Annotated in this window: 12 protein-coding genes; 5 read left to right on the top strand and 7 right to left on the bottom strand. The window is 72.0% G+C overall.

Annotation, left to right across the window (positions count from 1 at the left end; all coding sequences use genetic code 11):
* Nucleotides 1-73 precede the first annotated feature (73 nt).
* Nucleotides 74-2,134 (top strand): APC family permease, encoded by a 2,061-nt coding sequence (locus tag LY13_RS17110; protein ID WP_253829473.1) that lies wholly within the window; start codon nt 74-76, stop codon nt 2,132-2,134.
* Complete coding sequence (locus tag LY13_RS17105; RefSeq protein WP_253829472.1) at nt 2,131-3,318, top strand: class I SAM-dependent RNA methyltransferase; 1,188 nt, start codon at nt 2,131-2,133, stop codon at nt 3,316-3,318. Before LY13_RS17110 ends, LY13_RS17105 begins: the two co-directional genes overlap by 4 nt.
* A gap of 43 nt (nt 3,319-3,361) precedes the next feature.
* Here the strand turns inward: LY13_RS17105 and LY13_RS17100 are convergent, their stop codons facing one another.
* The 3 genes from LY13_RS17100 to LY13_RS17090 all read right to left on the bottom strand — a co-directional run bounded on the left by LY13_RS17100 (nt 3,362) and on the right by LY13_RS17090 (nt 5,638).
* A complete protein-coding gene (locus LY13_RS17100) occupies nt 3,362-3,514 on the bottom strand; it encodes a PIN domain-containing protein (protein ID WP_253829471.1) in 153 nt (50 codons plus the stop codon).
* Nucleotides 3,515-3,661: 147 nt separating this feature from the next.
* Nucleotides 3,662-5,050 (bottom strand): GntP family permease, encoded by a 1,389-nt coding sequence (locus LY13_RS17095; protein ID WP_253829470.1) that lies wholly within the window; start codon nt 5,048-5,050, stop codon nt 3,662-3,664.
* A gap of 36 nt (nt 5,051-5,086) precedes the next feature.
* Nucleotides 5,087-5,638 (bottom strand): gluconokinase, encoded by a 552-nt coding sequence (locus LY13_RS17090; RefSeq protein ID WP_253829469.1) that lies wholly within the window; start codon nt 5,636-5,638, stop codon nt 5,087-5,089.
* A gap of 210 nt (nt 5,639-5,848) precedes the next feature.
* On the opposite strand from LY13_RS17090, the gene LY13_RS17085 reads away from it, so the two are divergent.
* Both LY13_RS17085 and dxs read left to right on the top strand, forming a co-directional pair.
* Nucleotides 5,849-6,571 (top strand): FadR/GntR family transcriptional regulator, encoded by a 723-nt coding sequence (locus LY13_RS17085; RefSeq protein ID WP_253829468.1) that lies wholly within the window; start codon nt 5,849-5,851, stop codon nt 6,569-6,571.
* A 40-nt stretch (nt 6,572-6,611) separates the two neighbouring features.
* The gene (gene dxs, locus LY13_RS17080) at nt 6,612-8,528 is read left to right on the top strand and encodes a 1-deoxy-D-xylulose-5-phosphate synthase (RefSeq protein WP_253829467.1); all 1,917 of its coding nucleotides are present in this window, start codon (nt 6,612-6,614) and stop codon (nt 8,526-8,528) included.
* A gap of 87 nt (nt 8,529-8,615) precedes the next feature.
* Here dxs and LY13_RS17075 read toward each other — a convergent pair whose 3' ends face one another.
* The 4 genes from LY13_RS17075 to LY13_RS17060 are packed head-to-tail and all read right to left on the bottom strand — an operon-like array spanning nt 8,616 to nt 14,072.
* Nucleotides 8,616-10,010: an aminobutyraldehyde dehydrogenase gene (locus LY13_RS17075; protein ID WP_253829466.1), complete on the bottom strand. Its 1,395-nt coding sequence runs from the start codon at nt 10,008-10,010 to the stop codon at nt 8,616-8,618.
* 1 nt (nt 10,011) lies between these two features.
* Nucleotides 10,012-11,640 carry a thiamine pyrophosphate-binding protein gene (locus LY13_RS17070; protein WP_253829465.1) on the bottom strand — a complete coding sequence of 543 codons (1,629 nt, stop codon included), beginning with the start codon at nt 11,638-11,640 and terminating at the stop codon, nt 10,012-10,014.
* On the bottom strand, nt 11,637-12,581 hold the full coding sequence (gene speB / locus LY13_RS17065; RefSeq protein WP_253829464.1) for an agmatinase: 945 nt from the start codon (nt 12,579-12,581) through the stop codon (nt 11,637-11,639). The genes LY13_RS17070 and speB overlap by 4 nt, the downstream gene beginning before the upstream one ends.
* Before the next feature lie 51 nt (nt 12,582-12,632).
* On the bottom strand, nt 12,633-14,072 hold the full coding sequence (locus tag LY13_RS17060) for a sodium:solute symporter family protein (RefSeq protein ID WP_253829463.1): 1,440 nt from the start codon (nt 14,070-14,072) through the stop codon (nt 12,633-12,635).
* An 89-nt stretch (nt 14,073-14,161) separates the two neighbouring features.
* Here LY13_RS17060 and LY13_RS17055 point away from each other — a divergent pair, with 89 nt between their 5' ends.
* Complete coding sequence (locus LY13_RS17055) at nt 14,162-15,670, top strand: PucR family transcriptional regulator (RefSeq protein ID WP_253829462.1); 1,509 nt, start codon at nt 14,162-14,164, stop codon at nt 15,668-15,670.
* The last annotated feature ends 22 nt before the right edge of the window (nt 15,671-15,692 follow it).

Raw genomic sequence — 15,692 nt, 5'->3', positions numbered from 1 at the left:
TTACCGGCGACTGCGAAGCAACCTACCGCGCCGCGGCGTCCGGCGGTCCGCGGGCGGTGATTACCCTGCACGGGTGTCCAAGTTCGCCACCGCGACGAAACGGTTGCTGCTGGGCCGCCCCTTCCGGAGCGACCGCCTGGCGCACACCCGGCTCCCGAAACGCATCGCGTTGCCGGTCTTCGCCTCCGACCCGATGTCGAGCGTGGCCTACGCGCCCGAGGAGATCCTCCTCGTCCTCTCGATAGCCGGGGCCTCGGCGTACGTCTACAGCCCGTGGGTCGGCGTCGTCATCGCGCTCGTGATGGCCGCGGTCGTCGCCTCGTACCGGCAGAACGTCCGCGCCTACACCTCGGGCGGCGGCGACTACGAGGTGGCGACCGTCAACCACGGGCCGAACTGGGGGCTCGGGGTGGCGTGCGCGCTGCTCGTCGACTACGTGCTCACCGTCGCGGTGTCGATCTCCGCGGCGGCGGCGAACATCGGTTCGGTGGTCCCGTTCGTGGCCGAGCACCAGGTGCTGTTCGCGGTCGGGGCCATCGTGGTGCTGGCGGCGGGGAACCTGCGCGGCGTACGCGAGTCCGGCACCGCGTTCGCGATCCCGACGTACGCCTTCGTGGTGGGCATCCTCGCCATGATCGGGTGGGGTTTCGTCCGCACGGTCGTCAGGGACGAGGACGTGCGCGCCGAGAGCGCCGGGTTCGAGCTGGCGACCGAGGGGCACCACCTCGCGGGACTCGCCTTCGTGTTCGTCGTGTTGCGGGCGTTCTCGACCGGCAGTGCCGCGCTGACGGGCGTCGAGTCGATCGCCAACGGGGTGCCCGCGTTCCGCAAACCCAAGGGCAGGAACGCCGCCACGACGCTGCTGCTGATGGGCGTGCTCGCGGTGACGATGTTCCTCGGACTGCTGTTCCTGGCCAACGTCACCGGCGTGATCATGGCCGAGGACCCGGCACACCAGCTCATCGGCGCACCGGAGGGCTACGAGCAGAAGACCCTCGTCGCCCAGCTGGCCGGAGCCGTGTTCGGGGGATTCTCGCCCGCGATCTGGTACATCATCTTCTTCACCGGCCTGATCCTCGTGCTGGCGGCCAACACGGCGTTCAACGGCTTCCCCGTGCTCGCCTCGATCCTGGCGCAGGACCGGTTCCTGCCCCGGCAGCTCCACACACGCGGAGACCGGCTCGCCTTCAGCAACGGCATCCTCTTCCTGGCGCTGCTGGCGATCGTGCTGGTCGCGGTGTTCGACGCCCAGGTCACCGAGCTGATCCAGCTCTACATCGTGGGCGTGTTCGTCTCGTTCGTGCTCAGCCAGAGCGCGATGATCCGGCACTGGAACCGCAGGCTCGCCGTCGAGACCGACCAGCATGCGCGGCAGCAGATGCGGCGCGCGCAGCTCATCAACTCCTTCGGCCTGGCGATGACCGCGGCCGTGCTGGTGATCGTCCTCGTGACGAAGTTCCTGGAGGGCGCGTGGATCTCGATCGTCGCGATGGCGGTGATCTACGTGCTCATGCGCGGCATCCGCAGGCACTACGACCACGTGGCCGAGGAGATCAAGGAGTTCGAGGGCGAAGAGGTGACGTTGCCCGCGCGCAACCACGCCATCGTGCTGGTCTCCCAGATCCACCGGCCCACCCTGCGTGCACTGGCGTACGCGAAGGCGACCAAGCCGGACGTGCTGGAAGCGGTGACGGTCAACGTCGACGACGGTGACACGCGCAGGCTCACCGACGACTGGAACCGGCGGAAGTTCACGGTCCCGCTGAAGGTCGTCGAGTCGCCGTACCGGGAGATCACCCGGCCGGTGCTCGACTACGTCAAACGGGTCCGCGGCGACAACCCGCGCAACGTCGTGACGATCTTCATTCCCGAGTACGTGGTCGGCCGCTGGTGGGAGCAGGTGCTGCACAACCAGAGCGCACTGCGGCTCAAGACGCGGCTGTTGTTCCAGTCCCGCGTCATGGTGACGAGCGTGCCCTGGCAGCTGGAGTCGTCGAAACGGGCGCACGGCTCCGACTCCGACGGACCCCGGCCGGTCGCCGGCGACGTGCGGCGCGGGCTCACCAACGGCGGGACCGGCGGTGGCGACGGCGGCCGGACCGGGTCCTCCGTGGACGGGAAGGACGACCGATGAGCGACACCGACTGGACCGGCCGGGAGTTCGACGTCGACGTCGGGGACGTGGCCCACGGCGGTCACTGTGTGGCCCGCGCCGACGGCCGGGTCGTGTTCGTCCGCCACGCGCTGCCGGGCGAGCGCGTGCGGGTGCGGGTGACGGAGGACCGTGGCAAGTCCTTCTGCAGGGCCGATGCGATCGCCGTGCTCGAGGCCTCGCCGGACCGCGTCGAACCACCGTGCCCGGTCGCGGGGCCCGGCCTGTGCGGCGGCTGCGACTGGCAGCACGCGGCACCCGCAGCGCAGCGTGACCTGAAGGCACGGGTGGTCGCCGAGCAGCTGGAACGGCTCGCGGGCCTCACGTGGCCCGTCGAGGTGGAGGAGCTGTCCGGCGGGCCGCTGCGCTGGCGCAGCCGCGTGCGGTTCGTCACCGGCCGGGACGGCGCGCCGGGGCTGAGGGCCCACCGGAGCCACGACGTCGTGGCGCTGGACGACTGCCCGATCACCGTCGAAGGCGCCGCCCGGGAAGGGCTCGCCCGCAGTGCCCGGCCGGGCACCGAGTTCGAGGTCGCCGAGGACACGCGCGGGACCGTGCACCTGGCGGAGATCCGCCGGGGCGGCAGGCCGAAGCAGCTGTCGGGCGGCGTCGCCGTCGAGCACGCGGCCGGGCGCACGTGGCGGGTGGCCGCCCACGGCTTCTGGCAGGTCCATCCGCAGGCGGCGACGGCGCTGGCCGCGGTCGTGGGGGAGTGGGCCGCGGCGCCCGCGGCGGGCCGGGTGTGGGATCTGTACGCGGGTGCGGGCCTGTTCGCCTCGGTGCTGGCCGACCAGGTCGGCACCGGCGGCACGGTGCTTGCTGTCGAGTCGGGCAGGCAGGCCGTCCGTGACGGACAGTCCAATCTGGCCGACCTTTCCCAGGTGGAATGGCGCTGTGGCACGGTCGAACGGATCGTGTCCACAGTGGAGCAACGGGCGGACGTTGTCGTCCTCGACCCGCCGCGCAAGGGTGCGGGGCGCGGGATCGTCGAGGCGATCGCCGGTGCCGCGCCCGACCGCGTCGTCTACGTCGCCTGCGACCCGGCGGCCCTGGCCCGCGACGTCGCCACGTTCGCGGGCCACGGCTACCGCATGACGGCGCTGCGCGCGTTCGACGCGTTCCCCATGACCCACCACGTCGAATGCGTCGCGCTGCTGGAGCGCTGAACGCGCGGGCCGACGGGCGCGCCGACCCGAACCGGCTGCGGGCTCAGCCGACGAGGTCGAAGCGGCACCGGGCCCCGCTCGCTGCCGCGAGCTTGCCGTCCCCGGTGATCAGCGTCCCGTTCAGGCGCTCGGCGAGCGCGACGTAGGCGGCGTAGAAGGCCGTCAGTACCGACGCGTCGACGACGGCCAGGCTCACGACGCCTCGCGCACGTCACGTACCGCCGCGGTCGCGTCGTCGAGCGTGACGGCACGTACTCAGCCACGACACGAGGCCCCCGGTCACGGCGCGTTCCTGCGCCGTGACCGGGGACAGCGGTGATCGCCGGAGGCCGTGCGGCGGTCGCTAGCCGACGAGGAAGAGCACGCCCGCGAGGCCGAAACCGACGAGACCGATCGTGGTCTCCATGACCGTCCAGGTCTTGAGCGTCGTCTTGGTGTCCATTTCGAAGAACCGGCCGACCAGCCAGAAACCCGAGTCGTTGACATGGCTGGCCGTCACCGAACCGGCGGCGAGCGCCAGCACGATCGCCACGACCTCGACGCTCGAGAACGATCCCGTCATCACCAGCGGCTGCACCAGGCCGGCCGCCGTCGTGAGGGCGACCGTGGCCGAACCCTGGGCGATGCGCAGGACCGCGGCGATGACGTAGGCGGCCACGAACACCGGCATGCCGATGCCCGACAGCGCGTCGGCGAGTGCGTCACCGATGCCGCTGGCCTGCAGCACCGCGCCGAACATGCCGCCGGCGCCGGTGATGAGGATGATGGCGCACACGGGGCCGAGCGAGGAGTCCAGCAACCGCTCGATGACGCCGCGGCTGCGGTCGCGGCGGGTGCCGAGCACGTAGCTCGCGACGAACACGGTCACCAGCAGTGCGACCGGCGTCGAGCCGATCACCGACGCGACCTGCGCCCAGCTCGCGTCGCCGTCGATCCAGCCGGCCTCGCCCGCGGTGTCGAGTCCGGTGTTGGCGAAGATCATCAGCAGCGGGATGAGCAGCAGGCCGATGACCGTGGAGGCCGCGGGCGGGTTCTCGTCCTGCTCTGCGGAGTCGGATCCGCCGCGGAGGATCTCCGGCACGGGCAGGGCGATTCGCTTGCCGACCATGACGCCGTACAGGTAGCTGGTGATGTACCAGGTCGGCACCGCGATGATCAGGCCGAACAGCAGCACGAGGCCGACGTCGGCGCCGAGCAGTCCGCTCGCGGCGACCGGTCCGGGGTGCGGCGGCACGTAGATGTGCATGACCGAGAACGCACCGGCCACGGGCAGGCCGTAGCGCAGCACACCGCCGCCGAGCCGCCGTGCCACGGAGAACACGATCGGCAGCATGACGACGAGTCCCGCGTCGAAGAAGATCGGGAACCCGAAGATCAGGGAGGCGACGCCGAGCGCCAGCGGGGCGCGTTTCTCGCCGAACCGCCGGATCATCGCGTCGGTCAGCGACTGGGCACCGCCGCTGATCTCGAGCAGTCTGCCGAGCATCGCGCCGAGGCCGACCAGCAGCGCCACGCTCGCGAGTGTCGAGCCGAAGCCGTCGGTCAGGGTGTCCATGACCGAGCCCGCGGGGATGCCCGCCGCGAAGGCCGTGGCGATGCTGACCGCGACCAGGGCGAGGAAGGCGTGCACGCGCAGCCCGATGATCAGTACCAGCAGGACCGCCACCGCGGCCCCGGCTATGCCCAGTAGTGGCCCTGCTCCCAGGGTCTGGGTCCACTCGTCGGTGTTCATACCGGCTCCGTTTCCGACGTCGTTGTCGTCGTTGCTTCAGCGTGGCGCGTTCGGGTCCGACTCCGGTTCGGCGGAGCCGCCGGACCGGAGCCCGAGACGGTCCAGCGCGGCGTCGGTGATCGCGTCCGGATCGGCGGACACGTCGAGTGCCACGCCGTCCTCGTCCTCACCGAGGGGTTCCAGATCGGCGAACTGGGATTCCAGGAGCGCGGGCGGCATGAAGTGGCCGGAGCGGCCGGAGAGTCGTCCGCCCACCGTGTCGACCGAACCGCGCAGGTGGACGAACCGCACCCGGGACACCGAGCCCCGGAGGACGTCGCGGTAGGTCCGCTTGAGGGCCGAGCACGTCACGACGACGCTCTCGCCCGCGTCGGCACGGCGGTCGACCCACGCCCGCAGCGCCTCGAGCCACGGCATGCGGTCCGCGTCGGTCAGGGGAGTGCCTGCCGACATCTTGGCGATGTTGGCCTCGGGATGGAACTCGTCGGCCTCGGCCATGGGCCAGCCGAGCTCGTCGGCGAGGCGAGCGGCGATCGTGCTCTTGCCCGCGCCGGACACTCCCATCACCACGAGACAGGTGGCTGGCATGGGCGCTCCTCGGTGAACGTGCGCGGCGTGTGCCCCGCGGACGGGGCGCCGTGTCGCGCTGAAAGATACTACGTTTGGGATCGAAAGGTAACACCATTGCGGATTCGGGGTCGTGACCGCCCTCCGCGACGGCCGCCACGGGTGTGACGGTGACCGCCGTCGCGGCGGGTCGCCCCCACGACCCGCCTGCCACGGCTAGCCTGGACGGTCGTGAGCAGGGCGGGGTTCGAGAGCAGGCACGGCGCGGTACTGGAGGCCATCGGGCGCGAGATCACCGAGGGCGAGCTCGCGCCGGGGGACACGCTGACCCTCGAAGGAATCCAGGAGCGGTTCGGCGTCTCGCGGACCGTCGCCAGGGAGACGATGCGCATCCTCGAATCCATGGGGCTCGTCACCTCCCGCCGCAGGGTCGGCATCACCGTCCAGGACGCCACATCGTGGAACGTCTTCGATCCCAGGGTGATCTGGTGGCGGCTCGCCGGCAGCGGACGCGACGCCCAGCTCCGCTCGCTCACCGAACTCCGCATCGCCGTCGAACCCCTCGCCGCGGGCGCGGCGGCCTACTACGCCTCGGCCGAACAGCGCACCCGCATCGTCGAACTCGGCGCGCGGCTGCGGGGCCTCGGCGAACGCGGCCTGCTGGCGGACTTCCTGGACGCCGACATCGCCTTCCACACGTTGCTGCTCGAGGCCAGCGGCAACGAGATGTTCGCCGCGCTGGCCGACGTCGTCGCCGTCGTGCTGCGGGGCAGGACCCGCCTCGGACTGATGCCGCAGCAGCCGGTGCCCGAGGCGCTGGACGCCCACGAGAACGTCGCGGCGGCGGTCTCCGCGGGGGAGTACCGCAGAGCGGAGGAGGCGATGCGCGACCTGCTCGGCGAGGTGCGCGACGCCATGGCACCGCTCGGGGCCGACGATCCCTCTCTAGACTGAGCGGTCAGGCATCGGGAACCGACGGCGAATGAGGTGGAGAGTGACGTTGCTGGAGTCCGTGCACGGGCCGGCGGATCTCAAGGCGATGGACCACGAGCAGGTCGGCGCCCTGGCGGAGGAGATCAGGACGTTCCTCGTCGACAACGTTCGCCGCACCGGCGGGCACCTGGGTCCGAACCTCGGTGTCGTCGAGCTGACGCTCGCGCTGCACCGCGTGTTCGACTCGCCGCGCGACCCGCTGCTGTTCGACGTCGGCCACCAGTCGTACGTGCACAAGATCGTCACCGGGCGCGCGGGCGAGTTCGACGGTCTGCGGCGCCGTGGCGGCCTCTCGGGCTACCCGGCGCGGGACGAGAGCGAGCACGACCACATCGAGAACAGCCACGCCTCCACGGCGCTGTCGTACGCCGACGGGCTGGCCAAGTCCTTCCGGCTGGCCGGTGACACCGACCGCCACGCGGTCGCGGTCGTCGGCGACGGTGCGCTGACCGGCGGCATGTGCTGGGAGGCGCTCAACAACATCGCCGCGCAGCCGGACCTGCCCGTGGTGATCGTCGTCAACGACAACGGCCGGTCGTACTCGCCGACCATCGGCGGGATCGCCGAACACCTCTCCGCGCTGCGGCTGCGCCCCGGGTACGAGCGCATTCTCGACGGCGGCCGCGAACTGCTGCAGCACACCCCCGTGGTCGGCAAGCCGATCTACACCGCGTTGCACGCCGCGAAGGCGGGCATCAAGGACGCCTTCACCCCGCAGGTCATGTTCTCCGACCTGGGGCTCAAGTACCTCGGCCCGGTGGACGGCCACGACGTCGTCGCGCTCGAGAAGGCTCTGCAGAGCGCGAAGACGTTCGGCGGCCCCGTGATCGTGCACGTCGCCACGGAGAAGGGGCACGGCTACGAACCGGCCGTCAACCACGAGGCCGACCAGATGCACCAGACCGACCCGATCGACCCGGAGACCGGGCTGCCGCCCGCGAAGGGTCCGAGCTGGACGTCGGTGTTCGGCGAGGAGCTGACCCGGCTCGGCGGCGAGCGCGAGGACGTCGTGGCCGTCACGGCCGCCATGCTGCGCTCGACGGGGCTGCACACGTTCGCGGAGGCCCACCCGGACCGGTGGTTCGACGTCGGCATCGCCGAGCAGCACGCGGTCACGTCGGCCGCCGGGCTGGCGATGGACGGGCGGCATCCGGTCGTGGCCGTGTACTCGACGTTCCTCAACCGGGCGTTCGACCAGACACTGATGGACGTCGCGCTGCACCGGCTGCCCGTGACGCTGGTTCTCGACCGCGCCGGCGTGACCGGCCCCGACGGGCCCAGCCACCACGGCATGTGGGACCTGTCCCTGCTGGGCATGGTGCCGGGCATGCGGGTCGCCGCGCCGCGCGACGCCGACACGCTGCGCGAGGAGCTGCGCGAGGCGGTCGCCGTGTCCGACGGGCCGACGGCGCTACGGTTCTCCAAGGGCGGCGTGGTCGAGTCGGTGCCCGCGGCCGAGCGGTTCGGCACCGTCGACGTGCTGCGCCGCAGCGAACGCGAAGACGTGCTGCTGGTGTCGGTGGGCGCGTTCGCGGGCCTGGGGCTCGAGGCCGCGGACCGCCTGGCCGACCAGGGCATCGGCGTCACCGTCGTGGACCCGCGGTGGGTCGTCCCGGTGCCCGGCGAGCTCGCCGCGCTGGCGCGCAGGCACCGGCTGGTCGTCACCGTGGAGGACAGCGGGCGGCACGGCGGTGTCGGGTCGGCACTCGCGGCCGCGCTGCGGGACGCCGACTGCGACGTGCCGCTGCGCGACCTGGCCGTGCCGCAGGCCTTCCACGCGCACGGATCGCGCGACGAGGTGCTCGCCGACGTCGGGCTGACGGCACAGGACGTGGCCCGCACCGTCACCGAGTGGGCCGCAGGCCGCATCGGCGATTCCCGCGACGACGCCGAGGCGGATCCGACACCCCGCGCCTGAGCGGACGGGTGCCCGTCCTCGGTCCCCCGTGGACCGCGGGACGGGCACGGCCGGCGAGGGTGCCGCGTCGGCGGGTGTGGTCTCCGGTCAGAGGTGGCTCATGACGTGCTTGATGCGGGTGTAGTCGGCGAGCGAGTAGGCCGAGAGGTCCTTGCCGTGCCCGGAGCGGCCGAACCCGCCGTGCGGCATCTCCGGTACCAGTGGGCCGTGGGTGTTGAGCCACACGCAGCCGAAGTCGAGCTCGGCCGACACGCGCATCGCGCGAGCGTGGTCGCGCGTCCACACCGACGAGGCCAGTCCGTACCGGACGCCGTTGGCCAGGGCGATTCCGTGGGCCTCGTCGGTGAAGCGCTGCACCGTGATCACCGGTGCGAAGATCTCCTCCTGCACGATCTCGTCCTCCTGGCCGACGTTCGCGATCACGGTGGGGGAGAAGAAGAACCCGCGCTCACCGACGCGCGCGGCGCCGGTCCGGATCTCGGCGTGGCGGGCGAGCCCTTCGACGAGGCGTTCGACCCTGGCCAGTTGGGCGGCGCTGTTGAGCGGTCCGAAGTCGACACCGGCGCGGGTGCGCTCGGCGACGTCGGTGAGGGCGGCGACGAGGTCGTCGTGGACCGACTCGTGGGCGATCACCCGGCTGCCCGCCGTGCAATCCTGGCCCGCGTTGTAGAACGCGGCGGCCGCGATGCGCTCGGCGGCCGCGGTGACGTCGACGTCGTCGAAGACCAGCAGCGGTGCGTTGCCACCGAGTTCGAGGTGCGTGCGCGTGAGGTCGGCAGCGGCCGTGGTGGCCACGTCGATGCCGGCGCGCGTGGAGCCGGTGATCGACACCAGCTCGGTCGCCGGGTGTGCCACGAGTGCCCTGCCGGTGTCCCGGTCGCCGAGGACCACGTTGAACACGCCCGCGGGCAGGTGCTCCGCCGCGGCCTCGGCGAGCAGCACCGCGGTGCTGGGTGTGGTCTCGGCGGGTTTGAGCACGACCGCGTTGCCTGCGGCGAGCGCGGGCGCGATCTTCCACACCGCCATCATCAGCGGGTAGTTCCACGGCGCGATCTGGGCGCACACCCCCACCGGTTCGCGGCGGACGAACGACGTGTGGCCAGGCGTGTACTCGGCGGCGGCCGTGCCCTCGAGCACGCGTGCGGCGCCCGCGAAGAACCGCAGCGCGCTCACCGACTCGGGGATCTCCTCGTCGAGCACCACGGCACGTGGCTTACCCGTCTCGCGAACCTCCGCGTCGGCGAACTCCCCTGCCCGCGTTTCGAGTGCGTCGGCCAGGGCGAGGAGGGCTCGCTGGCGTTCGGCAGGTGTGGTGCGGCGCCACGTGCGGAATGCCGTGGCCGCGGCCGTCATGGCGACGTCGACGGCCGCGGCGTCCGAGTTCACGGTGTGGCCGCTGACCTCGCCGGTGCCGGGATCGACGAGGTCGAGTGTCGCGTCGTGACCCGCGGTGCGTTCGCCCGCGACGAAGTTGGTGAGCACGTCAGGACTCCAGGTGGGTCGGTTCGAACAGGCGCAGTACCGCCGGCAGCACCACGACCCGTGGCCCCGGCGAGCGCAGCGCCTCGGTCAGGTCGTCGCGGAGTGTGTCCACGGTGGACACCGTTGCGGGAACGCCGAACGAGCGTGCCAGCGCGGCGAAGTCGGGACGGGCGAGCTCGGTCGCGGTCGTCTCACCGAACGCGCCGGTCTGGTACTCGCGGAGGATGCCGTAGCCGCCGTCGTCGACGACGAGCCACGTCACGTCGAGGCCGTGCTGGGCGGCCGTGGCCAACTCGGCCACGCCGTACATGGCGCCGCCGTCGCCGGAGACCGCCAGGACCGGACCACCCGTCGCGGCCGCGGCGCCGAGCGCCGCGGGAAGGCCGAAACCCAGCCCACCCGCGCCCTGGGCCGTGTGGATCGGCGCGCCGTCCGGGTTCCACGCCGACCAGGCCCAATAGCCGAGAATCGTCATGTCCCAGAAGCTCGGCGTGTCCTCGCCCGCCCCGGCCACTGCCGCCCGGACGTCCGCGAGCACCTGTCGTTCCCGTGCGAGGTCCTGGCCGTCGAGGCGTTCCCGGACCCGTGCGACGAGATCGGTGACGGCGGCCTCGGCGCGGCCGTCGGGTTCCCGGCGGGGCACGCGTGCGGCAAGGCCCACCAGCGCCGCCCGCGCGTCGCCGTGGATGCCGAGCACCGGGTGGTTGGCGCCGAGTGTGCCCGCATCGGCCTCGACCTGCACGATCCGTCCGCGCGGGGCGAGCGTGTGATAGTTGCTGGACAGCTCACCGAGGCCGGAACCGACGACGAGCAGCACGTCCGCGCTCTCCAGGAACTCCGTGGCATGGCGGTCCTCCAGCCACGACTGCCCGGACAACGGGTGCTGCCAGCCGAACGCGCCCTTGCCGCCGAACGTCGTGAGCACCGGTGCCCGCAGTGCCTCCGCGAGCGCGCGCAGGTCCTCGTGGGCCTCCGCGCGCACGACACCCCCGCCCGCGAGGATCACCGGGTCGGTCGCGGCCGCCAGCAGCTCCGCGGCGGTGTCGAGCAGCTCCGGTGAGGGCTCGAGCTCCGGCACACGCACACCCGCCGTCGTGACCGGCGGCAACTCCGCGGGTGCCATGAGGACGTCCTGGGGGATCTCCACCCACACCGGACCCCGCGGCGCGGTGGCCGCCGAGGCCCACGCCTCCCGCAGCGCCGAGGGAATCTGTGACGCGGTGCGCGCGACGTGCACCGACTTGACGATCCCGCGGAACGAGGCCTGCTGGTCGGGCAGCTCGTGCAGGTACCCGTGGTGGCCGCCGTCCATCCCGGCGAGCGGCACCTGGCTGCCGATGCCCAGTACCGGCACCGAGGCCGCCCGAGACTCCTGCAGCGACGACAGCGTCAGCAGCGCGCCCGGGCCCGTGGACACGACCATGGGGGTGACCCGACCGGTCACGCGCGCGTGCCCGTCCGCGGCGAACGCGAGGTTGTTCTCGACCCGGGCACCGACGACGCGCAGGTCGGGCGCGCGGCGCAACGCGTCGAAGATGCCGAGCGCGTGCTGGCCGGGCAGTCCGAACACCGTGTCCATGCCGAGCGCCCGGAGAGTCTCGACGACGAGGTCACCGCCGATGCGTGTCATGCCGGTTCCTCGCACAGCGCGAGCAGGCTCACGAGATCGTAGGCCACGTGCGAGGCGGCGATCGCCGTGATCTCGGCGTGGTCGTAGGCCGGTGCGACCTCGACGACGTCCGCACCCACCAGGTGGAGATCCCGCAGGCCTCGCAGGATCTCCAGCAGCTCGCGGCTGGTCATGCCGCCCGCCTCCGGGGTTCCGGTGCCCGGTGCGTGCGCGGGGTCGAGCACGTCGATGTCGACCGAGACGTACAGCGGCCGGTCGCCGATGCGTTCGCGCAGTGCGGCCACCGTCTCCGGCACGCCGCGGTGCAGCACGTCCGCCGACGTCACGATGCCGAAGCCGAGACGTTCGTCCTCGCTGAGGTCCGCCTTGCCGTACAGCGGCCCGCGGGTGCCGACGTGGCACAGTGCGCTCGTGTCGAGCACGCCCTCCTCGGACGCGCGGCGGAACGGTGTGCCGTGGGTGTACGGCTCGCCGAAGTACGTGTCCCATGTGTCCAGGTGGGCGTCGAAGTGCAGCAGCGCGACGGGTCCGTGCTCGGCGGCGGCCGCACGCAGCAGCGGCAACGCGATCGTGTGGTCGCCGCCCACGGTCACCAACCGGGTGCCGCCGCGGCCGAAGTCGCGCGCGGCGTCCTGCAGCGTCGCGATGGCCTCGCCGATGTCGAACGGGTTCAGCGCGATGTCGCCCGCGTCGGCCACCTGCCGCGACGCGAACGGCGAGACGTCGAGCCCCGGGTGGTACGGCCGGAGGAGCCTGCTCGCCTCCCGGACGCCCGCGGGCCCGAACCGCGCGCCGGGCCGGTACGACACACCGGCGTCGAACGGGACCCCGACGACGGCGATGTCGGCGCGCGACACCTCGTCGAGGCGGGGCAGTCTGGCGAAGGTCGCGAAGCCCGCGAACCGCGGTACCTGCGACGAGTCAACGGGTGGTACAGGCAAAACACGCACTCCTTGTTCTCGATGAGCTGCTCGTGAGCGTCCCGCGGGCACTCACGAGTCCCGGCCTGCGGTCTCCGGTTCCGGTTCGGCGCCCGAGACACGCCGGTCCCACGCGGCCATCACGGACTCGGGCGTGCGGGGCGTGGCCAGACCGACCACGACGTAGACGACCAGGCTCGCGCCCAGTCCGTAGTAGATCGGCTCGTTGGCCAGCAGTCCCTCGGTGATCATGGACACGACCACGACGACGGAACCGGTGATCATCGAGGCGAGCGCGCCCGCACGCGTGCCGCGCCGCCACAGCAGCCCGCCGAGGATCGCCACGAGCAGGCCTCCGACCAGGATGTTGTAGGCCACAGTCAGGGCCGCGACGACGTCGGTGACGATCATCGCCATGGCGATGGCGACCAGGCCCAGCACGAGGGTGGTGATCCGGTTGGCACCCACACCGCCGCGGAGCTCGCGGCGCAGCAGCCTTGGCAGGATGTCGTTGGTGCTGACCGTGGAACACGCGATGAGCGCACCGCTCGCCGTCGACATGAGTGCCGACAGTGCTGCGGCCAGCACGAGCCCCCGCAGACCGGACGGCAGCAGGTCGCGCACGTTCGTGGCGAACGCGTCGTCCGCGTTGTCGAGGTCGGGGTACAGCGACTTCGCGGCCATGCCGATGACTGCACCCGCCAGCGCGTACAGCGCGCAGTACACCGCGGCTCCGATGCCACCGTAGGTGGACACACGTGGGCTGCGCGCGGTGAACACGCGCTGCCAGATGTCCTGGCCGATGAGCAGTCCGAACCCGTAGATCAGCACGTAGGTGACGATCGTGCCGGCACCGATGGAGCCGAACGAGAAGAAGCTCGCGTCCAGCTTCTCCGACAACCCCGCGAATCCGCCGGTCTCGCCGAGGGCGACCGGCAGCAGGATCAGGAGGAATCCGACGGTCATGACGAGGAACTGCGCAAGATCGGTGAGCGTGATCGACCACATGCCGCCCAGCGCCGCGTAGGTGACGACGATGCCACCGCCGATCACCACCGACACCGCGGTGGGCAGTCCGTAAAGGACACTGAAGATCGTCGCGAACGCCAGCGTCGACGTCACGGTCAGCATCAGCGTGTAGCCCCACATCACCACGCCGGAGATGGCGCTCGTTCTGCCGCCGTAGCGGAGGTCGAGCAGCTCCGAGACCGTGGTGATGCGCAGGCGCACGAGCCGTCTGGCGAACACCGCGTGCAGCACGAGGATGCCCAGGCCGATGGTGAGCACGAGCCAGGCACCCGAGACGCCGTGGGTGTAGCCCAACCCGACGCCGCCGATCGTGGAGGCCCCGCCCAACACGACGGCCGACATCGTGCCCGCGTACATGAACCCGCCGAGCCTGCGCCCGGCGACGAGGTAGTCGTTACGTGTTCTCGCCAGGCGCAGGCTGTACCAGCCGATCCCGATCATGGTGGCGATGTAGAGCGCGATCACCGTGTAGTCACCGGCCACAGCTGCCTCCTTCTCGTCGGATTTCGGCAACCGTAGGCCTGCGCCGAGAGTGATTGAATGGGATGATCCATCCCAAAAGGCGGCCAATCATGGATGATGTGAACAACGATGTGTCGGTGCCGTTACGAGCGGTCGCCGAGCACTCGGAACTGGCACTCGAGCTGGTGCCCGAGACGGTGCCTCCCGGTGCCCTCGACGAACCCGTGCGCTGGGCACACGTCAGCGAGCTGCACGATCCCGCGCCGTACCTGACGGGCCAGGAGTTGTTGTTGAGTGCGGGCGTCAACCTGGCGCCGGGCCGGGAGGCCGTCGACGCCTACGTGCGGGGTATCGCCGGAGCGGGTGTCACCGCGCTCGGATTCGGGGTGACCCCGCCGCTGCATTCCTCGCTCCCGCCCCGGTTGCGGCACGCCTGCGCCCGCCACCGCCTGCCGTTGCTGGTCGTGCCACCGCAGACGCCGTTCATCGCGGTCAGCCGCGCCGTCTCGCTCACCCTCGACGAGGCGCGCAGGCACGAGCAACATCGCGTCGACGAGGCCCGTGAGGCGCTGACCAGGGCCGCGACGGGCGAACTGGGGGAGGTCACCAGGGAGCTCGCCGGCAGGCTCTCGGCGTGGGTGGCACTGGTCGGCGCCACCGACGAGCCCGTCGCCGAACGCCGGGCGCCGCGGCCGCTGCCGCGCCGGGTGCGGGACATGCTTGCCCGGCTCCGGGCGGGCCAGGGTATCCGCAGTGCGACTACGGAGCTTGCCGACGGCACGGTGGTCGTGGCACAGCCGGTCTCGCCGCAGGCCAGCGCTCCGTACCTGCTCGTGGTGGGACGTGCGGCCCGGCTCTCCACCACCGACCGGGCGATCATGGCCGCCGGGGCAGCGTTGCTCGGCATCGCCACCGGGGCCGGGGCCGGCGCGGGCAGGCTCGGGGCCGCGGTCACCGCGCTGCTGCGCGGAGCGACGCCCACGGATGTGCTGACCGGTCTGCTTCCGTCCGGCGACTACCGCATCGTGGCCGGGGAACGCCTGCAGGGGGCCGCCGACGGCGGCGGGGAGGAGGCTGTGGACATCGAACTCGGCCGGTTACGGGCCGGGCTCGCGACCCCGCTCGTGCGGCTGGAGGGACGGCGGTTCACGGCCGTCTGCACCGTCGTACCCGGCCGCGACGTCCTCGACGCGCTCGGGGCGGGCGGCTGGCTCGTCGCCGTGACCGGCCCGCTGCCCGCCGACCGGCTCCCGCACGCCGATGCGGAGGTGGCGTCGCTGCTCGCGAGGGCTCGGGCGCGTGGGGAGCCGGTCGTCGCCGGCGGCGAGGCAGGTGTTGAGGACGGGCTCGCCGGTGTCGTGTCGCACGAGGCCGCGGCCGAGTTCGCACGCCGGCTGCTTGCGCCGCTGCGCGACCGCGGTGCCGGTTCCCTGCTCGACACCCTGCACACCTGGTTGGCATGCCACGGCGGCTGGGATCGGACGGCGGCGGCACTCGGCGTGCACCGCAACAGCGTGCGGCACCGGATCCGGCAGGCCGAACGCGCGCTCGGGCTCGATCTGACCGACCCGGACGTCCGGATGCGACTGTGGTTCGCGCTGCGCTGGGACACATCCTGAGGGCCCCGGGGCCGATGCGAAC

Origin of the sequence: Prauserella aidingensis, assembly GCF_024171865.1 — a bacterium.
GTDB classification, from domain to species: domain Bacteria; phylum Actinomycetota; class Actinomycetes; order Mycobacteriales; family Pseudonocardiaceae; genus Prauserella; species Prauserella aidingensis.
The sequence above is the reverse complement of the archived record's forward strand: the minus strand, read 5'-3'. Positions and strand labels throughout refer to the sequence as shown.